Source organism: Capnocytophaga sp. FDAARGOS_737, assembly GCF_009730375.1.
Lineage (GTDB): Bacteria > Bacteroidota > Bacteroidia > Flavobacteriales > Flavobacteriaceae > Capnocytophaga > Capnocytophaga leadbetteri.
Window position 1 is genome coordinate 1,284,110 of sequence record NZ_CP046316.1, and the last position, 20,523, is coordinate 1,304,632.

Annotated in this window: 21 protein-coding genes; 2 read left to right on the forward strand and 19 right to left on the reverse strand. The window is 35.7% G+C overall.

Annotated features, from left to right (window positions below):
* The first annotated feature begins 3 nt into the window (after positions 1 to 3).
* The gene (truA, locus tag FOC45_RS05730) at positions 4 to 756 is read left to right on the forward strand and encodes a tRNA pseudouridine(38-40) synthase TruA (protein WP_009392288.1); all 753 of its coding nucleotides are present in this window, start codon (positions 4 to 6) and stop codon (positions 754 to 756) included.
* A gap of 61 nt (positions 757 to 817) precedes the next feature.
* Positions 818 to 1,342 carry a hypothetical protein gene (locus tag FOC45_RS05735; RefSeq protein ID WP_009392285.1) on the forward strand — a complete coding sequence of 175 codons (525 nt, stop codon included), beginning with the start codon at positions 818 to 820 and terminating at the stop codon, positions 1,340 to 1,342.
* An 81-nt stretch (positions 1,343 to 1,423) separates the two neighbouring features.
* Here FOC45_RS05735 and rsmG read toward each other — a convergent pair whose 3' ends face one another.
* The 19 genes from rsmG to FOC45_RS05830 all read right to left on the reverse strand — a co-directional run bounded on the left by rsmG (position 1,424) and on the right by FOC45_RS05830 (position 20,408).
* Positions 1,424 to 2,044 carry a 16S rRNA (guanine(527)-N(7))-methyltransferase RsmG gene (rsmG, locus tag FOC45_RS05740; RefSeq protein ID WP_009392284.1) on the reverse strand — a complete coding sequence of 207 codons (621 nt, stop codon included), beginning with the start codon at positions 2,042 to 2,044 and terminating at the stop codon, positions 1,424 to 1,426.
* Between the two features lie 13 nt (positions 2,045 to 2,057).
* Positions 2,058 to 3,221 carry a class I SAM-dependent methyltransferase gene (locus tag FOC45_RS05745; protein ID WP_009392283.1) on the reverse strand — a complete coding sequence of 388 codons (1,164 nt, stop codon included), beginning with the start codon at positions 3,219 to 3,221 and terminating at the stop codon, positions 2,058 to 2,060.
* Positions 3,222 to 3,253: 32 nt separating this feature from the next.
* Positions 3,254 to 4,342 (reverse strand): magnesium/cobalt transporter CorA, encoded by a 1,089-nt coding sequence (gene corA / locus FOC45_RS05750; RefSeq protein WP_009392282.1) that lies wholly within the window; start codon positions 4,340 to 4,342, stop codon positions 3,254 to 3,256.
* Positions 4,343 to 4,623: 281 nt separating this feature from the next.
* On the reverse strand, positions 4,624 to 4,911 hold the full coding sequence (locus FOC45_RS05755) for a YciI family protein (protein WP_009392281.1): 288 nt from the start codon (positions 4,909 to 4,911) through the stop codon (positions 4,624 to 4,626).
* Positions 4,912 to 4,933: 22 nt separating this feature from the next.
* The gene (locus FOC45_RS05760; protein ID WP_009392279.1) at positions 4,934 to 5,614 is read right to left on the reverse strand and encodes an SDR family oxidoreductase; all 681 of its coding nucleotides are present in this window, start codon (positions 5,612 to 5,614) and stop codon (positions 4,934 to 4,936) included.
* 53 nt (positions 5,615 to 5,667) lie between these two features.
* Positions 5,668 to 6,021, reverse strand: a complete 354-nt coding sequence (locus tag FOC45_RS05765) for a VOC family protein (protein WP_009392278.1) — start codon at positions 6,019 to 6,021, stop codon at positions 5,668 to 5,670.
* 65 nt (positions 6,022 to 6,086) lie between these two features.
* Positions 6,087 to 7,562, reverse strand: a complete 1,476-nt coding sequence (locus FOC45_RS05770) for a DASS family sodium-coupled anion symporter (protein ID WP_009392277.1) — start codon at positions 7,560 to 7,562, stop codon at positions 6,087 to 6,089.
* Between the two features lie 130 nt (positions 7,563 to 7,692).
* Positions 7,693 to 8,856 (reverse strand): hypothetical protein, encoded by a 1,164-nt coding sequence (locus FOC45_RS05775; RefSeq protein WP_155846609.1) that lies wholly within the window; start codon positions 8,854 to 8,856, stop codon positions 7,693 to 7,695.
* 11 nt (positions 8,857 to 8,867) lie between these two features.
* Entirely contained in the window at positions 8,868 to 9,389 is a 522-nt protein-coding gene (locus FOC45_RS05780) for a hypothetical protein (protein ID WP_034539190.1), read from the reverse strand.
* A 215-nt stretch (positions 9,390 to 9,604) separates the two neighbouring features.
* Positions 9,605 to 11,065, reverse strand: coding sequence for a lipopolysaccharide biosynthesis protein (locus FOC45_RS05785; protein ID WP_009392274.1), 1,461 nt, complete (start codon positions 11,063 to 11,065; stop codon positions 9,605 to 9,607).
* A gap of 5 nt (positions 11,066 to 11,070) precedes the next feature.
* Positions 11,071 to 12,420, reverse strand: coding sequence for a lipopolysaccharide assembly protein LapB (locus FOC45_RS05790; RefSeq protein ID WP_009392272.1), 1,350 nt, complete (start codon positions 12,418 to 12,420; stop codon positions 11,071 to 11,073).
* 12 nt (positions 12,421 to 12,432) lie between these two features.
* The gene (locus tag FOC45_RS05795; RefSeq protein ID WP_034539228.1) at positions 12,433 to 13,017 is read right to left on the reverse strand and encodes a hypothetical protein; all 585 of its coding nucleotides are present in this window, start codon (positions 13,015 to 13,017) and stop codon (positions 12,433 to 12,435) included.
* Between the two features lie 20 nt (positions 13,018 to 13,037).
* Positions 13,038 to 13,478 (reverse strand): GyrI-like domain-containing protein, encoded by a 441-nt coding sequence (locus tag FOC45_RS05800; RefSeq protein ID WP_009392269.1) that lies wholly within the window; start codon positions 13,476 to 13,478, stop codon positions 13,038 to 13,040.
* A gap of 82 nt (positions 13,479 to 13,560) precedes the next feature.
* Complete coding sequence (locus tag FOC45_RS05805; protein ID WP_155846610.1) at positions 13,561 to 14,256, reverse strand: hypothetical protein; 696 nt, start codon at positions 14,254 to 14,256, stop codon at positions 13,561 to 13,563.
* Between the two features lie 160 nt (positions 14,257 to 14,416).
* The gene (locus FOC45_RS05810; protein ID WP_009392266.1) at positions 14,417 to 14,869 is read right to left on the reverse strand and encodes a hypothetical protein; all 453 of its coding nucleotides are present in this window, start codon (positions 14,867 to 14,869) and stop codon (positions 14,417 to 14,419) included.
* A 169-nt stretch (positions 14,870 to 15,038) separates the two neighbouring features.
* Positions 15,039 to 16,658 (reverse strand): ABC-F family ATP-binding cassette domain-containing protein, encoded by a 1,620-nt coding sequence (locus FOC45_RS05815; RefSeq protein ID WP_009392262.1) that lies wholly within the window; start codon positions 16,656 to 16,658, stop codon positions 15,039 to 15,041.
* Between the two features lie 77 nt (positions 16,659 to 16,735).
* The gene (locus FOC45_RS05820) at positions 16,736 to 17,431 is read right to left on the reverse strand and encodes a bifunctional 2-polyprenyl-6-hydroxyphenol methylase/3-demethylubiquinol 3-O-methyltransferase UbiG (protein ID WP_009392257.1); all 696 of its coding nucleotides are present in this window, start codon (positions 17,429 to 17,431) and stop codon (positions 16,736 to 16,738) included.
* 12 nt (positions 17,432 to 17,443) lie between these two features.
* Entirely contained in the window at positions 17,444 to 18,754 is a 1,311-nt protein-coding gene (locus FOC45_RS05825) for a restriction endonuclease (RefSeq protein WP_009392255.1), read from the reverse strand.
* Positions 18,735 to 20,408 carry an McrB family protein gene (locus FOC45_RS05830; RefSeq protein WP_009392253.1) on the reverse strand — a complete coding sequence of 558 codons (1,674 nt, stop codon included), beginning with the start codon at positions 20,406 to 20,408 and terminating at the stop codon, positions 18,735 to 18,737. The genes FOC45_RS05825 and FOC45_RS05830 overlap by 20 nt, the downstream gene beginning before the upstream one ends.
* Positions 20,409 to 20,523 lie beyond the last annotated feature (115 nt).

Consider the following 20,523-nt stretch of genomic DNA (forward strand, 5'->3'; position numbering starts at 1 on the left):
GAAATGCGTTACTTTATTGAATTCTCATATAATGGCAAAAACTATCACGGCTGGCAGCTACAGCCCAAGGCTATCACTGTGCAAGGGGTACTGCAAAACGCTCTGACTACTATTCTCAGAGAAGAAATCAGTGTGATAGGTGCAGGTCGTACTGATAGTGGTGTGCACGCCTTGCAGATGTTCGCTCATTTTGATACTGAACGCGAACTTTCTGATGATTTAGTACGGAAACTCAATGCTTTCTTGCCGTATGATATAGCAGTACATAGCATTTGTGCCGTAAAACCCGATGCACACGCCCGTTTTGATGCTCTAAAGCGCACTTATCAGTACCATATAAGCATTGAAAAGTCACCTTTTAGGTATAATTACAGTATGCCTCTCACCCTTCCTCTCAATATCGATGTAATGAATGAAGCAGCCCAAATACTTTTTGATTATACTGACTTTCAGTGTTTTTCTAAAACCCATACCGATGTAAAGACGTTTAATTGTAAAATCTATGAAGCGCATTGGGCAGTTGTAGGGGGCGAACTCGTATTTACCATTACAGCCGATCGTTTTCTGCGCAATATGGTGCGTGCTATTGTGGGTACACTTATCAATGTAGGATTACAAAAGCTCTCTCTCACTGGTTTTGAGGATATTATCATTAGCAAAAGCCGTAGCAAAGCGGGAGCCTCAGTACCTGCTTGTGGGCTGTTTCTCACTCAAGTAACCTACCCTGAAGAAATCTTCTTACAAAAAAGTAACTAAATATTAGCATTATTCAACTAAAATAAGTACTTTTGCAGACTTTTAAGAAAATTATATAGAAATGAAATATCTACAGAACAAATATCTGAAATTAGTAGTAGCTGCCCTTATCGTAGTTTGGGCTGTATATCAGTTTGTACAAGGCAATATTGGTAATGGTATCGCACTGATATTATTATCGCTTTTCCCTGTATTGCTCTATTTCCGCAACGAGTTTATTCTTCTCACTTTCTTGCGCTTGCGCAAACAAGATTTTGAAGGAATGGAGAAGTGGCTCAGCAAAATAGCCGATCCTGAAACTGCCTTATTGCGCAAACAGCAAGGGTATTACAACTATATGTACGGAGTTATCTACACTCGCAAGAACCTTACCCAAGCAGAAAAGTACTTCCGCAAGGCGCTCCAATTAGGTCTCACTATGGATTACGACAAGGCAATGGTTAAGATGAGTTTAGCCGGCATAATGATTCAGAAACGTAAAAAGCGTGAAGCCCAAGAACTACTAACAGAAGCTAAAAAGCTCGATAAACAAAATATGATGACTGAGCAAATCAAGATGTTACAACAACAGCTCAAAAAGATTTAAAATAAAAGTGGTTAGCACCTATATCGGTACTAACCACTTTTTATTTTCTTATTAGTTAAATCAGCAAATTGACCAATCGCCTCATTGACAAATCAAATATACCACTTTCTTTGTCTCAAAAAAGGCTTCCTCAAAATACTCACTAATAGCAGTTACCTCTGCTTTTGCGAATGGAGCCAACTCATCAGTAAGGTCACCTCCCTTCAGATAAAGGATACCATTAGCTAACTCATTCTTCGATTGCTTCTTAAATTTCCCTTTCACCCAAGGCACAAAGTCCTGCATTTGGGTTACGGCTCTGCTCACTACAAAATCGTAACTTCCTTTTAGCTCCTCAGCTCTTATCTGCATAGCAGTTACATTTTTTAGTTCTAAGGTATTCACTACTTCTTGCACTACTTTAATCTTCTTTCCTATCGAATCAACTAAAGTGAAATTGCATTCAGGAAAGAGTACTGCCAAAGGTATCCCAGGGAAGCCTCCACCAGTCCCTACATCCAATATATCAGTACCTTTGCAGAAGTTAATTCGTTTAGCTATAGCTAAGCTATGTAGTACGTGCCGCTCATAAAAGTCACTCATATCTTTTCTCGAGATGACGTTTATTTTAGCATTCCATTCCTCGTAAATGGGTTTTAGTTGTGCAAATTGTTGTTGTTGTTCCTCACTCAATTGAGGAAAGTATTTATTGATTATTTCCATATTTGCTAATATATTATTTTTGTTCCTTTCCTAAAAGCATCTCCATCCCCGAAACAGAACGAGTAAAAATCAAATAATCAGTACCTCCTTCTTGTAGGTGGTACTTTTTCTTTAGCTCAGCTACCGAAAGCGGGTAGTTCTTAGCTATAATATTATAATGGCATTTTGCCTTTATCTGTTTATGATGAATGGGGGTTACCTCCAAGATACGCCCAGGGAAAGGCTTCTTCAGCTCTGCAGAGGTATACAGATGAGTATTTATATCTAGTTTTTCTAATCCAAAATACATTGCTATATAGTTAAACGCCCCTGATTTTAGCAAAGCGTTATTAGGAATATACAAATAACTCTTTGGACTACTATAACTCACTTCTGATGCTGATAATTCTCTATTTGTAAATGATAGAATAGGGTCTTCACTCTCCAAATTTATACATCTTATCTCTACTTCACCAATAGAGCTGTGTGGCTCTTGTATAACTAACACTTCTTTTACCTCATTCCGTAGGGCTATTACTTCTATACAAGCTATCTTGTCAAGGGTATTAAGTAAGTAGTGTATATCAATTAGTGGGGAAAGCTTAGTAATCACCTTGTCAGCTTTTTCTAATAATAAAGGCTGCAACTCTAAAATATTAGGAGATAGGTCTTCTAACAGAAACTTTTTTTGCTGTTGAGCATCGCGTCTTGCAGGGTCTATATAAAGAACATCATAGTGTTGAGATGTATCTGCTAAGAACGCTTCAGCCTTTTTATTTACAAAAGTAGCCTTGCGTCCTAATATTTCCCAATTATGCTGCACAATACTGAACAATTCTGGTTGTTCTTCTACTAAAGTTACCTCCTCAAACTGCTCTGATAAAAAATAAGCATCAATACCAAAACCACAAGTAAGGTCTGCAAAACGTTTTCCGCGTAACTCTTGTGCTTTATAACGAGCGGTAGCTTCAGAAGAGGCTTGTTCTAAACTTAAATTTTTAGGATAAATAATTCCTTCTCGTAGTAAAAAAGGCAATTTCTTAACAGCCACTCGTCTACCTTGTATTTGTTGTACTAACTCTTTGTTAGTTACTTCTGTAAACACATTACTCTTTAATAGTAAATCAGTGGTAACTCCTTGATATTCTTTTATAAATAGCTGTATTTCACTTTTTAATAAATCAGTAAATGTACTCATTTGTCAGTCTTTATTTGCCATTTGTAATCTTATTATAACCATTTCTTCCGCCTAAAATAGACTATCATCGCTACTGAAATAGCAAGCATTACTACCCATACAGCAGGGTATGCCCACCACCATCGCAGCTCTGGCATAAAGTCAAAATTCATACCATATACGCCCACAATAAAAGTAAGCGGAATAAAAATAGTAGAAATAAGGGTTAGCAAACGCATAATATTATTCATCTTATTGCTCATTGCCCCCATATAGGTATCTGTAAGTCCCCAAAGTATATCCCGATAAGTGCTAAGAGTATCTACTATTTGCACTGTATGGTCGTGAAGGTCTCTAAAATAATGCTTAGTATCAGTCTCAATAAGGTGATGAGGCGTTTTCTCTATGCGATTTACTACCTCTCTTGCCGGAATGATAGTCCGTTGCAAAAATACAATAGATTTCTTCTTCAATTCTTGTATTTCTGAAATCATCTCTTCACGCGGGTGGGTGATAATCTCATCTTCTAACGCTTCTATCTTATCACTTACACTGTCCGACACTACTAAATAGTTATCTACTATACTATCTAACAAGCTGAATAACAGATAGTCCACTTTCTTTTTTCGCAGACTGCTATCAGCAAACTGCAATCGTTTGCGCATAGGCTCAAACACATCATCACCTTCACTTTCCTGAAAAGAAATTAAGTAGTTTTTACCGAGCAATAAGGCCAAATGCTCTGATACCAATTCCTCTCTGCTATAGTATAACATCTTGATAATCACTAATAAACTATCTTCCAAAAGCTCTACTTTGGGGCGATGCTCTGTGTCTAATATATCTTCTAATAGCAGGTCGTTTAGCTGGGTATAAGCTCCAATCTTTTTAATTTCAGCTATATTGTTCAGTCCGTTGATGTTTATCCACGCAAAGTGTTGCCCGTCAATACAAGCAATAGCCTCTTCTGCAGTACTCACTTTTTTAGTCTGACAGAAAGCCTCGTTATAAGTGATAACATCTATATGAATTTCCTTTTCTTTGTTGCCAAAATACACCAAACTTCCAGCAGGTAATCCTACCTTCTTGGCACGATTAGTTCTGCGTTTTTTCTTAGTGGTAGCAGTAATATTTTTACCCATATATTATTATTGTATTAAAATACTGGTTATAAAACATTTATATAAATATTTTAAAGTGATAATATAAGTAATAAAACCTATACGAAATAGTTAGTAATCTTTATTTACAATACTTTCGTTTCCTCAAAATACTATATAAACAACTGATTATCAATATAATTTAACTATATTTACTACAGAATAAAGGTTATAAACAGATATACCATTAAACAAACACTTTATATTTTTATCGTAAAATACTTTATTTCAGTGTAATATCTTTATAAAATATTAGCTATTACCTATAAGAGTATTTTACCGAAATCCTCAGAATATTTTGTAGGAATAAACTCAATAATCTGATAGGTTGCTATTTGGTGTTGATAAAAAGGATCTTGGGCAATGATAGTCTCTACCTCTCCTTTATTGCCAGCCTTACACAAAATTACACCTCCTACACGAGGTACTTGTGCGCCTGATGCAATAAAATGTCCTGAAGCGTAATGCTTGTCTAAATAAGTGCGATGCGCTTCTAAGTGTTTTTCAACTTCTGAAAGCTCTTTCTGATAAGTTAAAATAATGATGTACATATTTTATTAGTTTTTAGTTATTTCACGGTGTTGTATTAGCAACTTGTAGCACCTTCCCATTAAATACTTTACTACCATTAAGTGCAAAATCAGCAATATAATGCGCCATTTCTTGGGGACTAATATTAGCCTTATAGTCAGGAAAAGCCTCAGCAAGCATTTCCGTCTGCACAGCTCCTAAAGCTAAAGTATTAAAGATAATACCTCGTTCTTTATATTCTTCTGCCAAAAGCTCCGATAAGGTAATAAGGGCGCCTTTAGATGAGCTATAAGCTGCCAAACCGCCAAATTTCAAACTTCCTTGTATACCGCCCATACTGCTAATGCTTACCACGTGTGCGCCCTTCTCCATAAAAGGTAATAGTTGTCGAGTAAGTTGAGCCACCCCAAATACATTCACCTTATACACTTCCCAAAAATCCTCTTCAGTAAGCTCTTCAAAAGGTTTATTGATAAGTCTCCCTGCATTGTGAATAAGAATATCTACATTTCGCCATTGTCGTTTCACAAAATGCCCTACTGCTTCCCTATCAGAAGCTAACGTAATATCAAAAGCAATGCAATGTACATTAGGCAATTTAAGTGCCTCTATAGTAGCAGTATGCCGCGAAAGGGCTAGAATATTATGCCCTCCCGTAGCTAACTGTTGTACTAGTTCATAGCCTATACCTCTACTAGTACCTGTTATAATAATGTTCTTCATATTTTCTACTTTGCAGAAAAGATTTTTAAAATTATTTTTCTCTCTTACTTTTTTTATTTTTCTGCTTTGTAATCAGTAAAACCTAATACATTTCCCGACGGGTCTAAAAACTCAATAGCCCAACCTGTTCTGATAGGAAATGGCGGACTTAAAAACGACACTCCCTTTTCTTGCAACTCATCATATATTTGTTTTACATCATCCACTTCTAACCAAATAGTTGGTTTTGTATTAGGAAATTTTGTTTTATCCTTTAAAATAATAGCAGGTTCTTCATCTTCCACACTGAAAGCTATCATTCCCATTTCTGAAAAATCAAACTTGATTTTTAAATTTAAAACCTCTGCAAAAAATCGTTTGCTTTCATCAAAGTTTTCTGCAGGAAGAAAAAAGTTATCGTAATTCATTTTTTTTAATATATTAACTCATTATATAATTATCTCTAAATACATAAGATGATATTTTTTTTATATTATCCTAAAAAACGCATTTCTCCTACTAAAAACAAAACAAGATATCCTATTATCATACTTATTATTCCTACAATAAGCCCCATTTTAAGCATATCGTTTTGTTTTACTAATCCCGTAGAATAAGCTATAGCATTAGGCGGCGTCGATATAGGCAAACACATCGCTGACGAGGCTGCCAAAGCTATCCCGATAAGCACAGTAGAAGTACCCCCTATCTCACCCAACCTATCCCCCATTCCTTGGCAAATAGTTACCAAAATAGGAATTAATAAGGCCGCTGCAGCCGTATTAGAAATAAAGTTACTAAGAAGATAACAAATAAATCCTGAGGCAATCAATACTATAATAGGCGACCACGACCCAAAGGGTATCGTATCAATAGCTAATTTAGCCAAGCCAGAATCATTAATACCTAAACCTAAGGCAAAACCACCCGCTACCATCCAAATAACGCTCCAGTTGATAGATTGTAGGTCTTTGGCTGTAATCACACCTGTTGCAGCAAAAACACCCATAGGCACTAAGGCAACAGTATTAGCATCAATCCCCGTTAATTCACTAGGGAGCAGCCATAAAAGAATAGTAATGACAAAAGTGCTACTTACTATCCACATACGCCAACCTTGATGTACTTTCCCTAAAATGTGTAAGTTAATTGTTTTTTGAGTGAAAGGAAAGAATTTTAATATAAGTCGCCACGAGATGAAGAGCAACAAAAGCACCAATGGGAACATAAATGCCATCCACTCTCCAAAATCAATACCCATATTCAGTCCCTTAGGGTCGTTAAGCGCTTGCAAAGCAATAGCATTAGGCGGCGTACCAATAGGGGTAGCCATACCGCCTAAGTTAGCCGCAATTGGTATACTCATCGTTAGCGCCACGCGCCCCTTGCCGTTGGCAGGCAGTGCGGCAAAGACAGGAGTAAGAAAAGTAAGCATCATCGCTGCTGTAGCCGTATTACTCACAAACATCGAGAAAACCCCAGTAATAAGCAAAAAGCCCAATAGCACATTCTCACTCTTACGCCCAAACGGACGTATTAGATTTTTTGCAAGCATGACATCTAATCCCGATTTAGTAGCAGCAATAGCCAAGAAAAAACCACCCAAAAAAAGTATAATCACAGGATTGGCAAAGGTTGCCATAATCTCCTTACTACTGAGCAGTTTTCCAAACACCTCATTTTCTTCTCCTTTAAAGAAGAACAAACTGTGGTTAGAAACCGTCAAACACATTAAAGTGATGATACCCAGTGATGTAGCCCACGAAGGAATAGCCTCACTAATCCACATAAGGGTAGCAAATACAAAAATAGCGATAATACGCTGGTGAACCACTGTCAATCCGTTGATATGGAAAACTTCGGTAGGGAGATTCCACACCACAGCAGTTACAATCACTATACACACCAAGGCGATAAGGTGTTTTTTTTCAAAGTGATTGGTCATTACATTTTCTAATTCTTTAGACATAATATTTTGGTAAGTTTAATATTTAATTACTCTTCAAATAGCACCGACAAAGATAGATAAAAAAGAATAACCTACCAAAGAAAAGTGATAGTTTTATTATAGGATTTTGTTGTTCCCAATAAAGATAGGTTTATATATCTATTCCTAAACGCTCACTAACAAGAAGTACAATTTCTTCTTTATCTCTTTTCTTTTCATAATCCGTACACAAATCAGCTATAATGACCTGTAATCCTCTTGCAGTTTTTCTGTGGTTACTTGCAAAGAATAAGGTATAAGTTTCAGCATCCCCTTGTTTGTATTCTTTCTTTTTTAGGACTTTTTGCAGACCTCGTATATATTTTGCTTTAGTGGCAACTTCTTTAGGTGTTAGAGGAGGAGGTACTACTTCTGTAGTTCTTCCAAGAAAAATATCAAACAATTCAAAAAACATATCTAATGCTTTTTTTCCTGTTTTGGCTTCCAACAGAAGTATACCTGACCATCCTCTACTATCATAAATAATATACCTTTTCTGTAACCAATGGTAGAAGTCAGTTAATATTTTTTCACCAGGAATTTTGGTGTTATCTCGCAACATATATCCTATTAGAAAAACGTGAAAACATTCAACATCATATTTCTCTATATACTTCTCAGGTGAAGTTCTCACAAGCTCAATTAGCTCAATCAATGTCAAAGAGTTGCTCCCTTTTTTACTGTTTTCTAAACAAAAATCACCAAAGAGTTCGAAAAACTGCTTTAAGGCATTCTCTTCTGTTTTGAAAACTGAAAACAGCAAGTTTGCCCAGTTATTAGTTTTTTCATTAGGATATATCTGTTGTAGCCAAAGATAAAAGTCGCCTAATACTTTTGTTTGTATTGCAGGGTGTGCTTCTTGCCAATCATTGAGAAATATTTCCAAAGCGAAAATACTCTTTTTGCTAATATGTAGCTCAGGGTGAGGTTCTATAAAAGCTATCAGTTCCTCTATTGATAAATCCTGAGAATGTTCAGAAAAATACTTATTATAGAATTCATCGAATAATAGGAAGAAGTAGAGCAAAGCTGTTTTTTCACTTTTCCACATAACAAAAAGCTTTTCTGCCCAATTATCAATATCCTTTGGGTATTTTTCTTGTAACCAAGGGAAAAATCCTTGTTGCAGCAATCGAAGCCCTACATCTTCCCCTTTATAGCGAAGAGTCCATCCATTGAAAAAAGTTTTGAGGTAAAATATATCATACTTCCCAATATACATTGGTGCTCGATATTTCATATATCTAAGAAGTTCTAAAGTAGTGATGTTTTTCATAATCAATAAGGTTATACTCTCCATAATGAAGCCTGTAATCTTTTGATATAAGAGTCTTCTATGACATCAATAATAGCCAAAGTATCTCTTGGAATAAAAATACATTTTTCCAAAAGGCTTTTCAGTAAGTTTTCCAATGCCAAAGTATATTCTTGATAAGTAATAAGCTCTTTTGTCTGTTCTATAAATGATAAAACTAGTGAATTGGTTGAGAAATCATTGGCAAGTTGCTTTATAAACAAGTTAATTGTGTAAGAGAGTATACTGATAGGGTCGCAAATTCTAATTCCTAATTTTTCTTGAATGAGAGCCTCTACTTCTTCTTTGGTTTTTTCCGATTCTTCTCCTTCTCCCATAAACTGTAACTCATTGATAACCTCCCACAGCTCATTTGTGGTATTATAGTCTCTGACGTCTCTACATATAAAATTGAAAGTATAATCTCCTACTTTTTCTGCATTATAACCTTCTTTCCAAAGGGCTTGTAAGCCTTGGATATAATACACAATGGCTTTTATTTCTTCTGAAGTCATTTTGTTATAGTTAGTTTCATTACACAAAACTACAAAATAATAAATAATTACCAAAGGGAAAACAATAATTTCTAACCCCACCTATTCCTTAACGCCACCAAACAATGAGTATAGGATGAGTGTAAGATCAGTGTAGGATCAGTGTAGGATCAGTGTAGGATTAGTGTAGGATTAGTGTAGGATTAGTGTAGGATTAGTGTAGGATTAGTGTAGGATTAGTGTAGGATAAACGATCGTCTGATTAGCTTTACAAGTTCTTGTGAAAGATTAAATTTAAGAAGAAAAAAAATACTTAGCCCCCCTACTAGTAATGATTTTAAGCTGATATTTACAATAGGGTGAAACGGGAAATCCCAAAAGAAGAAACCTCCTATAGTTATAATACCAAAGAGACTGGTTTGCAGCGTTTCCTTGTAAAAAGGCTGTAAACTGTATTTGCGATACACAAAAACCGACTTGAGTAAATTGTACGAAGTAAAAGCTATTAGAGTCGCTATTCCCGCCCCATTGATGCCGTAAAGAGGAATAAGCCACATATTCATTAAAACAGTGCCTATGACCAAAAAAACGCCCAAAAATAGCACAGTGCGATAGTAAGGCGAATTGAGTAATACCGCATTGTTAAATCCCACTAAAGCATCAGAGAGTTTTACTACAGATATGATAATGAGCACCCAAAGCCCTGTGCTGTACTCTTTATCAGGCAATAAAGCATAACATTGCTGGGCATTCACAATGATAAGCACACAAATAACCATACTCACAAAATAAGTATTTATTGTACTGCGCTTGTATAAGTCTGACAACTCCTCTGCCTTACCTTGATTCATAAATTGAGCCGTTAACGGACTAACAATTTGGTACATACTTCGGTAGGGAATAGCTATTACTGTAGCCGTAAAAATAGCTACATTATACACCGCAATCTCACCAATAGGCAAATATTGATTCAGCATAAACTTATCAATATCCATCAACAAAGAAGCTACTGACCCTGATAGGATAATGAATAAACTGTATAAGAAGACTTCCTTTCTACCTTGTGGCAATCCCCACGCAAAGGTAGGTCGCCTTACATAGAACGCGGTGACCATCATCAGAAGCATACGCAAAGCATACACCCCGAGTACCCCCCACATAAACTGATGAAAATCAATAACACCAAAGTAAATAGCTACTAATAAAAGCATCACCCCTACCCTATGAAATACTTCTTTTAGAAAATTACCAAAGACTGTTTTGAGTTGCACTCGCATCCACGCGTAGGCAATCTCGAAGTAAGCCATTGCTACCGCTGTAAGAAAAATAAGCCATACATATGGACGTACTTCACCATTCTTAGCTGAAAGCCACTGAGCGATTTGCTCGTAAGCCATACTGCCCAAAAGCGTAGCAGGTAGAATCACGAGTAATGGTAAGAGACAAAGCATCAAGTTGAGCTTAGCTTGCTCTTGCCTATCGGTATAAGCGGAGTAATAGCGTACCCAAGTGTTATGTACGCCAAAGGAAATAAACGGAGAGAGAATAGTAGCTGTGGAAGTAACATAGCTTACCAAGCCGTATTGAGCTTTAGAGAGGAAGTAAGTAAATAAGAAAAGGGTATTGAGTGCCCCTATGGCAAACCCAAAATAGGTAGCCACTACATTCTTAAACGATTGACGGAGCACTATTCCCATAATGACTACATCTTAAAATTAAACTTACTTTCAAAAAAAGATTGCCATTGCGGTGCTTTTGCTAACCCTAATTGATAGTATTTTTCAGCATTAGCCTCATCACCTAAACCATAGTAAGTTAAAGCAATACGGTAATAGTTGTCCAATTCAGTAGGATAAATAAAAACCACATCAGAGATGATAGGTAGCGCATCTTGATATTTTTCTGTTAGTAGCATTAGGTCTATCCACTCTATGAGGGTAGCATATGAGTAGTCTCCATTTTGTACTGCTCTGCGATAACCATATTCAGCTTCATCTATATTCCCGAGCTCAAAATAATTAAGCTCAGCATATCTGCGCCAATAATAAGGTTCGTTAGGCTCAAAAGAGAGCAATTTCTGAATGTATTTAAGAGCTTTGTCGTGTTTGCGGCGTAAATAATAAAAATCTGCCAAAGTAATCCATGCTTTGCCAAGCTGGGGGTCTTCGTGAGTAGCTCTAAAATAGTATTCTTCTGCCTTTTGGTCGTTGCGCATTTTCTCATAGCAACGCCCTATATGTAAATAAACTAAGGCAGAGGGGTCGTCTAAAGTAAGAGTGATTTTATAATTTTCTATAGCTTTTTCATACTGCTCCATAGCCTCTAAGACACGAGCTTTCTCAAAATAAGCACCTGTAAAGGTATCATCGCTGATAATAGCAAAATCAAAACAGCGAAGGGCATTTTTGAGGTCATCATCAGTGATATAGAGCTTACCTAAGCAATACCACGCTATCTCGCAATAAGGATTTTGGTCTAAGTAGTCGTTTAAGAAAGTTTTAGCCTCAGCAGTCTGTCCTAAAACCTCATAGCAGTAGAGCAACTGTTGTAAGGCAGTATAATCTTGAGGGTCACACTCTAAACATTTGGTAAAGTAGTATTTAGCTTGAGGATAATCTTCTATGTAGGTGTATTCCATAGCGATGAGCGCATATACATCTGATAGCTCATCGGTGAGTGAAGCAGCGTGTATGAGTAGTTCAATAGCTTTCTGATGTTGATTGAGTTTAGAGTATAGATTAGCTTTCTGTACAAATACCTCTGCATTCATAGGTTCAATACCTTCAAGTTCGCTAAGCAACTGGGTAGCCTCATCTAAACGGTCTTCAAATACCAATTCCTCAGCGTATAAAAGTTTGAGAGAAGAGGCGTAAGGGTGCTGAGAAAGTCCTATATCTAAGGCGCGTTTTGCTTTGCTAATACGCCCATATTGTAAGTAATATTCTATTATTTCTTCAAATTCATCTACGTCAAAAAAGAGAATGTTATTCTCTTTCAACATCGATTCGAATTTGGCAACCGCATAGCTTTCTTCGTTGTTTTCTAAATACATCGTACTAGTATATTAAATATATTGGGGTGCAAAATTATAAAGAAAAGTGCATAATTCAGCCATTGAGAGGTTATTATTTTTGCGAAAGGTATTCCATACATTACAAAAATCTAAATAATATAGCACTCGTTCTCTTTCTTGTTCTTTAGTGGGTACAAGAGGCATTTCCACCTGCGAGAGGGCTGCTATCTTCTTGAGTTTGCTAAAGTTGTGATAAAAAAGATAAGGTACATAACAATTGTTATCCTCCTCTCTATCCAAGCCAAAAAGACCTATAGAAGTAGGAATCATTCGTTCGATGAGAAAATCGTATTCTTCAGCTAAAAAGATGTCGAATACAAAGTCTGAAGCTACTAAATAGCCCTTTAATCCACTATCGATAAGGTAAAGAAAAAGGTCTTTGATAGGCACATCATAAGGGATAAGCGAATATTCAAACACATTTTTGATAGTATGTTCAAAAAGAGGAAATTCAGCTGCCCCTTCCTTTACAAAAGTATGAAGAATATCATTCAGACTTCCCTCCTCAAAAAGTTCTATCACCCTTTGTGCCTCTTCAGTTTCTTTGTAGGTATTCCAATCCTTCATTAAATCCATAGCTATTTTTCCAATTTTTATCAATCCTTTACACCTATAAAAATATCTACTTCGGAGGTATCTCCTTGCTGAGACTTCTCTGTGTAGCGCTCATAGTCATATATATAAGTGCGATTGAGTGTGGTGTCGTTGTCCCAGATATGTTGCCACATTGTCCCTACTGCTTGAGGCATTGCGCCTTTGGCTACAAACTTTTGAAAGGTTTGCTCAGGAAATTCCCTGCCCTCTAAGCCGTCGGGAATCGTGCTGAGCGTGGTAACTTCTACTCCTATTATGCAAGTGTAAGGCTCGGTATAGTCCTTTTGGTAATCGGTGTAGATGCTGTAAATGGCATCGCTTACCTTATTGGGTATTTTTGTCAAAAGTTGCTCGCTAAAAAAGCGTTGCCAAAGGTTTCCAATGTCTTGCATTGCCTGTCCGTTCTGATTGGTAGTGCGCACACTAATCCCGATGATTTTCATTTTTTATAAGCTTAATTTTATTTTGAACTCTGTTTATACAAAGAGGTAATATAATATTACAAATATTGAGTACATTAAATTGTTAAAGATATTTTTCAGGTTCATACTTTATAAATTTTATTTTTTGATCATTAAGAATATCTTTATATTCATCATTCTCAGAAATAACTACAAAAATAGTATCTCTTAGTACATTTCTGTAATAATTAATTTGTCTTATCAGTTCTCCAACAGAGTCTATTTTTGTTTTCACTTCAAAAGCTACAGATCTATATTTTCTATGGAAATTTAAACCTATAGTGTCTTCTAATCTGTATTTTACAATTTCACCATATTTTATTTCCTCAACAATTCCTTGCAAATATGCAGATGTAGGAAAATAAAAACCTACAAACATATCAACAAATCCTATAATTCTTTTATACTTTTCTTCTCCAATAGTTATAGGGAACTCCCAATTTTTTAATTCTATATTTATAGGAACCGTTCTAATATATTCCTTATTGAATAAATTCAAATTATCGAGTTTTTTAATATTCTCTATACTTTCCTCTGTTCCTATTCTTCGAAAATACTCTTTTGTTCTATTAATTTGATTATTGATATTTTCTTTTTCGTATTTATTGATATATTTACTAATATCTTTTGGTAAAATTTCTTCTGTAATAGCATTAATATTCTTATCCAACCAAAACATTATATCATCGTGTTTAGGTTGTTTAATATCTTCATCAGGGAATAATTGAGTTTGTAAATAATTTTTAGTCTTAGAACTCATAATAATTACGTTTTTTATCATTATTAGAAAAATATCTTTCTAGAAATTCATTATATTTTTTGTAAATTAATTCAAAAGTATCATTTATTAGATAATTACATAATGAGATGGAATTTTTATCTAAATCATCTAATGTAAGGTTATTATCACAATACTCAAATTATTTTAGTAAGTGATTACTTTTTATTACTCTTGGGGAAAAAATGACATTATATCCTTTTTCTTTTAGTTTTTTTGCTGAAATAAAAATAGAATTTGTACTATTTAGCCCTCCCCCACTTCCTTGCAAGGCAAAGAATCCTAGTCCATATTGAAGTATAGTATTACTTGTCAAACATTTTACTATTGGCGCAATTAGATTCCAAGAAATACCATTTTCTTTTTCCTTTTGAATAAATAAATATATAACAATATCTTCTTCTAATTTCTCTATTAGTTCAATTTTAGAACCACTCATAGTAGTTTTATAATCTCTTTTATCAGATATGGATTTTTTATCTTCTTCTTTTTGAATTTGTTCTATTTTTTGGGATACTATTTCCTTTTTAGTTGAATAATTAAATGAAAAAATACTAAAAGAGTTCGTTATTTGACTAATATCTAAATTAAACATGCCACTTTATTTTTATTAATAACTAATTTTAATTGATATTACATATTAAAAATCACATAAATTTCCTATTTCCATTTCAAAAAACTCTGGCAAAGCTCATTTTAATCACTTTTTTGTACAATGAGCTTTGCCAAAGTGCTCTGATTAATCATTAATCATTAACCGTTAATCATTGTTTATACATCTTTTCTCGGAGTTCCTGAATATTTTTGTCGTCCATATACTCATCAAAGGTCATATAGCGGTCTATGATGCCACTAGGGGTAAGCTCGATGATACGATTGGCAACGGTTTGCGAAAATTCGTGGTCGTGAGTGGTGAAAAGCACGGTACCTTTAAAGTTTTTCAGCGAGTTGTTGAAGGCGGTGATACTCTCCAAATCCAAATGGTTGGTAGGTTCGTTGAGCATTAGCACATTGGCGCGCAACATCATCATACGGCTGAGCATACAGCGCACTTTCTCGCCTCCTGAGAGCACTTTACAGTTTTTAAGGGCTTCCTCGCCACTGAAAAGCATCTTCCCCAAGAACCCGCGCACATATACTTCCTCGCGTTCTTCCTCTGTTTTCGCCCATTGGCGCAACCAATCCACCAAAGAAAGGTCTTGGGTGAAGAAATCGGAGTTATCCACCGGCAGGTAAGACTGTGAGGTGGTGATACCCCACGCAAAAGTGCCCGCATCGGGCTTAAGGTTGTTGTTGAGAATCTCATAAAAGGCAGTGGTGGCACGCGAATCCTTAGAAATCACGGCTACTTTGTCGTCTTTGGCAAGGTTGATGTCCACATTTTGGAACAATACCTGTCCGTCGATAGAAGCTGCGAGGTTTTCCACGTGTAGAATCTGGTCGCCTGCCTCGCGGTCACGCTCGAAAATGATAGCAGGGTAACGGCGAGAAGACGGTTTGATTTCCTCGATATTAAGTTTCTCCAACATCTTCTTACGAGAGGTCGCCTGCTTTGATTTTGCCACGTTGGCACTAAAGCGCGCAATAAATTCCTGCAACTCTTTGGCTTTCTCTTCTGCCTTTTTGTTCTGTTGCGCACGCTGACGGGCTGCTAACTGACTACTTTCGTACCAGAAAGTATAGTTACCCGAAAAATGGTTAATTTTTCCGAAGTCAATATCCGAGATATGGGTACAAACGGCATCAAGGAAGTGACGGTCGTGAGAGACTACAATCACCGTATTGTCGTAATTTGCCAAAAAGTTCTCCAGCCAGCCAATAGTCTCGAAATCGAGGTCGTTAGTAGGCTCGTCCATTATGAGTACATCAGGATTTCCGAAGAGCGCTTGCGCCAAAAGTACTCGCACTTTGAGTTTGCCGTCCATTTCGGACATCATAGTGTAGTGCATATCCTCAGCAATACCCAAGTTAGAGAGCAAAGCAGCCGCATCACTTTCGGCATTCCAGCCGTTCATCTCGTCAAACTGCATCTGTAGCTCACCAATACGCTCGGCGTGCTCATCAGAGTAGTCAGCATAGAGGTCGTCCATCTCTTTCTTAACTTTAGAAAGGACTTTGTTGCCCATAATCACAGTGTCGAGTACGGTGTAATCGTCATAAGCGTAGTGGTCTTGCTCAAGCACCGACATACGTTTGCCAGGTTCGAGGATAACGCGCCCCGAAGTAGGTTCTTGCTTGCCTGAAAGAATTTTAAGGAAAGTAGATTTGCCTGCTCCATTAGCACCGATGATGCCGTAGCAGTTGCCTTGAGTAAAGGTTACGTTTACCTCATCGAAGAGGACACGCTTACCGAATTGTACTGATAAATTGGATACTGATAACATTTTCTAGTTGTTATTAATTATTTTAAAAGTGCAAATATACACAATATTTGTAAGATACGAAAATCTTAGTTCAAAACTCATTTTTCAGCACTCACAATCAACGCCATAGATTTTTCAGGCTCAAAAGGATCTTTCTTAAAATTGCCATACAATTTAAGGTTTTTAAACCCTATTTTGATAAGCCAATCAGTGAGTTCATTAGCAAAAATAGGCTGTAGTAGCTCTTCATTTTCTATAGTATCGTCTAAAATAGTCTTAAAGATGATTTTATCGCTGTCATTTAGATAGTAAAATCGTTCAAATTTTACCTTATTATTGGCTATAAGAGGTAAATTACCTAAATAATTGCCTTGCTTTTGGGCAAAATACTTCTGAAAATTGACTATTTGCAAAATAAGTTTACCCTTTTGAGTCAGTTGCCCATAGGCTTTTTGCAAAAAGAGCTGTACAGAAGTTTTACTATCGAGGTGCGGCAATGTATTACCGATACAAACAATATTGTTGAAGACAGCAAGCTGGTCAATATCAAGCATATTAAGTGGTTGTACCACAATGTCTTTCTTGGTAGCTTCGGCAATGAGTCGCTCGCTAAGGTCAATAGCGGTAACCTCGTAACCTTGCGATAATAAGTAAGCTGTAAGATTGCCCGTGGCAGCACCTACATCAAGAACAGTTTTGCCATATAGTTCAATGGCAAAGAAGGTTTGGTGAGCTGGTGATAACGGAAAGATGTAATCGTATTTTTCCGCAATTTCGTTGTAGAATTTTGACATAATGATGAATGATTAAAGATTAGTAATTAATGGAATGGATATGCTTTGTTTATAGATATTTCTATATCCAGCTATTTTCTTATCTTTTAAGAAAAAATTTGTATCTTCATCTAAAGAAGGGTAGATAATAAGGCAATCAATAAGTTTATTACTACCCTCTAAACCAAGTTTTTGATAAACTCTTTCTAAGCGTGCATAACCACTCACTTGGCGGATGTCGTCTATCACTCTATTATCTTCATAAATAGGCTTATACTTGGCATCAATGACCATTTTGTATTCTGGAGTGTTGAGCAAGAAATCTAATTCGGTATAATCAGCTGTAAGATGATAGGTCACCGCCTCTCTACCAAACTGTTCTTGTAGCTTTTTATAGACATATAACTCAAAAAGTTTGGGCATATCTATACAAAAAGGCGGAATAGTTACTTTTTGTTGGGTTGTTTCGGTGATATTATACGAAAAACGCTTTAAGATATGCTTTCCGATGCGAATGGCTTCCTCATATTCTTTAAAAAAAGTATTGGTAGTAAGTTTTTTGAGGTTTTCTATATTAATTTCTTCTGAAATCAACTCAAAATATGGGCTACAATAGGTAATCAATTCGCGAATAGATTTGTCATTTCCTGCGAAGTAATTAGCGTGCGTATTCTTAAAGCTGATGATAAATTGTAAGACCTTCTTTAAAAATCGATTTTCGAGGTTATCCATTCCAAACTCTTGATACCTACATACGTGAGCTGTCAGTTTGTTCTTAAAAACATTTTGTTTGAGGTGTTTAGCTAACTGTATCTTACCTTTGATACGGCTATTAAGATTCTCCTCGACCGTGTAGTACGATTTTTTGAGTCCTTTGCGCACAATACGCTTCAGTAGCAAAAGGAATTGCACCATTAGAAAAGGCGTGAGTGTGTCTTTTTGCTGTTCGATAGTAATTGGAGGTTCGTCCCAATAGATTTTGATGAGGTCTTGTGTATCTTTAGGATCAAGCCCCGTAATGCTGAGAAGCATTTTTAGATAGTCAATTTCTGCCCATTCTTCTTGAGAAGAAGAGCCTTCAGCTATCTGTTTTTTATTCATTTTTGGCTCTATATATACGAATTTGTGATGTTTTACCAACCACAATGCCCCTATATAATAGCCTGCCTGCAAACATACCTCTTCGTCATTTGTACGCTTAATTTCAAAAGGATAGACGGGATTACCCTGTCTATCTTTTTTCAATATATACGGACAAATATGAGGTATTGCCTCAAAGATTTTTAGCGTCTCCCCCTCCTTTTTGATGCTATAAGGCTTATGTTCAAGAAGCGTTATTTTCATCGTTGATAAGGTTATTTATAGTAGTTTCTATTCCCTCTCCAACGAGAATACCATCTTTAACATATTCGAACAAAATAGGCTTGATTTCGTATTCCCAACGGATATCGATAGGAGTATTTTTAGTAATGAAATACGAATGCCCTAATTGAACCTCTTCCTTTTTGAACTCAGAAGATAAATTAGTATTGAACAAGTTAGTCACTTTAGCAAATAACGCACTCTCAAACTGATCGCCTAATTCATTTGTTAAATCTTTAGGCAAGATATTTACAAAGGCAAAGCGGCGGCGGATAGCATAATCTATATGCCCTACGGAGCGGTCGGCGGTATTCATCGTGCCGATAATATAGAGATTAGGAGGCAAAGTAAGGTTGTTTTCTCCCTCAATAGCATACATACTTTGCACTGCTTCACCACGATATTCTAAGGCATAGATAAGTTCGCCGAGTACAGCTGATAGGTTTGCACGGTTAATTTCATCTATGACAAGAACGTAGGGTTTATCTTTATCTTTTAAAGCTTCTTGAGCAAAAGATCCTAATATTTTATCTTTAACAGAGTATTTAATCTTTTCATCTACAGTTTCAGCTATAATTCCTCTTACAAAATCTTCATAAGAATAGCTGGGGTGAAACTGAATGAGTTTGAATTGCTCATTGCCCTCTAAACTATCATTTTCACCTAAACCTAATAACGCTTTGGCAATACGTTTAGCCTCACGAGTTTTACCAGTACCAGGGGGACCTTGTAGAATGATTTGAGGTTTGTAGTGGAGGAGGTCTGTGTATTTTTGTATTTCGTTTTCGATATTCATTTTATTCTCTTTTATAAGATTTGCATTACTAAAAATGAGCTTATAGGCTTCAAATTGTTTGCCTTCTAAGTCATAAATAAGTTCAAGAAGTTTAATGCCTTCTATGCTCTTATCTTCTTTTAATTCTATTTTTTTTCCAAATAAAATAAAGTCTCCATAAGAAATATTTTTAAGATCTTCAAGTGAAGAATTTACAAATTGATAATCTTGCAATTTATCATATATTCTATTATTAATAAAACTTTTTACAAAAGGAATAACATATTCCATCGGACTATGATTATTTTGAGAAGGTTGAGCATTGAATCCTAACCCATATCCAATATATTTTCCATCATTATTGATATGATATTGAAGTTCTTTTTCACTTCCTTTGTTAATAGTCCAATAATTATCTCTTACATCTCCAAAAATTACATCATTTGAAGCTACCCTACTATTCCCATTGAACTCTGTACGTTTCCTTTGAAATTTTTCAATAAAGTTATCTTTTCTAAATGCTTCATTAATTCTATTAATAAGTTCCTGTAGGTTTTCAAAATGAATATCTTCTTGATATGTTAAAAATTTCCTATAATGGGTGTTAATAATAGCGCGTGGCACACCACTCCCTTTACTATTTGAATAGTCTTCAAAAATATTATCAATAGGTTTTATATCCAGATCTTTTAAGGATATACTATCCTCAAAAGGATTAAAACCGTAACTTTCTTGGTATTTTTTAATAAGATCATTCATATTCTTATCAAAATTACCCTCATTGAAATAATTTTTATATGAAAGAGTATTAGGTAGTACTACTTTCAGATAGAACTCTTTAAAATTAGATAATCTACTCATAATATTAATTTTTTTAAAACAGCAAAAGTAATAATTTATTTTTTATTAAACAAGAAAAAGATGCTTACTTCTCGTTTATTATTCGTCACATACTCGGCTGCGCCAGCTCGCCGAC

Coding starts and splice junctions, on each gene's coding strand:
- FOC45_RS05810 (WP_009392266.1), bottom strand. CDS start 14,869: ATGTTTAATTTAGATATTAGTCAAATAACGAACTCTTTTAGTATTTTT.
- FOC45_RS05775 (WP_155846609.1), bottom strand. CDS start 8,856: ATGAAAAACATCACTACTTTAGAACTTCTTAGATATATGAAATATCGA.
- FOC45_RS05800 (WP_009392269.1), bottom strand. CDS start 13,478: ATGAAAATCATCGGGATTAGTGTGCGCACTACCAATCAGAACGGACAG.
- FOC45_RS05760 (WP_009392279.1), bottom strand. CDS start 5,614: ATGAAGAACATTATTATAACAGGTACTAGTAGAGGTATAGGCTATGAA.
- FOC45_RS05780 (WP_034539190.1), bottom strand. CDS start 9,389: ATGACTTCAGAAGAAATAAAAGCCATTGTGTATTATATCCAAGGCTTA.
- FOC45_RS05820 (WP_009392257.1), bottom strand. CDS start 17,431: ATGTCAAAATTCTACAACGAAATTGCGGAAAAATACGATTACATCTTT.
- FOC45_RS05735 (WP_009392285.1), top strand. CDS start 818: ATGAAATATCTACAGAACAAATATCTGAAATTAGTAGTAGCTGCCCTT.
- FOC45_RS05745 (WP_009392283.1), bottom strand. CDS start 3,221: ATGAGTACATTTACTGATTTATTAAAAAGTGAAATACAGCTATTTATA.
- FOC45_RS05805 (WP_155846610.1), bottom strand. CDS start 14,256: ATGAGTTCTAAGACTAAAAATTATTTACAAACTCAATTATTCCCTGAT.
- FOC45_RS05790 (WP_009392272.1), bottom strand. CDS start 12,420: ATGTATTTAGAAAACAACGAAGAAAGCTATGCGGTTGCCAAATTCGAA.
- FOC45_RS05830 (WP_009392253.1), bottom strand. CDS start 20,408: ATGAGTAGATTATCTAATTTTAAAGAGTTCTATCTGAAAGTAGTACTA.
- FOC45_RS05770 (WP_009392277.1), bottom strand. CDS start 7,562: ATGTCTAAAGAATTAGAAAATGTAATGACCAATCACTTTGAAAAAAAA.
- rsmG (WP_009392284.1), bottom strand. CDS start 2,044: ATGGAAATAATCAATAAATACTTTCCTCAATTGAGTGAGGAACAACAA.
- FOC45_RS05815 (WP_009392262.1), bottom strand. CDS start 16,658: ATGTTATCAGTATCCAATTTATCAGTACAATTCGGTAAGCGTGTCCTC.
- truA (WP_009392288.1), top strand. CDS start 4: ATGCGTTACTTTATTGAATTCTCATATAATGGCAAAAACTATCACGGC.
- FOC45_RS05825 (WP_009392255.1), bottom strand. CDS start 18,754: ATGAAAATAACGCTTCTTGAACATAAGCCTTATAGCATCAAAAAGGAG.
- corA (WP_009392282.1), bottom strand. CDS start 4,342: ATGGGTAAAAATATTACTGCTACCACTAAGAAAAAACGCAGAACTAAT.
- FOC45_RS05785 (WP_009392274.1), bottom strand. CDS start 11,065: ATGGGAATAGTGCTCCGTCAATCGTTTAAGAATGTAGTGGCTACCTAT.
- FOC45_RS05795 (WP_034539228.1), bottom strand. CDS start 13,017: ATGGATTTAATGAAGGATTGGAATACCTACAAAGAAACTGAAGAGGCA.
- FOC45_RS05765 (WP_009392278.1), bottom strand. CDS start 6,021: ATGAATTACGATAACTTTTTTCTTCCTGCAGAAAACTTTGATGAAAGC.
- FOC45_RS05755 (WP_009392281.1), bottom strand. CDS start 4,911: ATGTACATCATTATTTTAACTTATCAGAAAGAGCTTTCAGAAGTTGAA.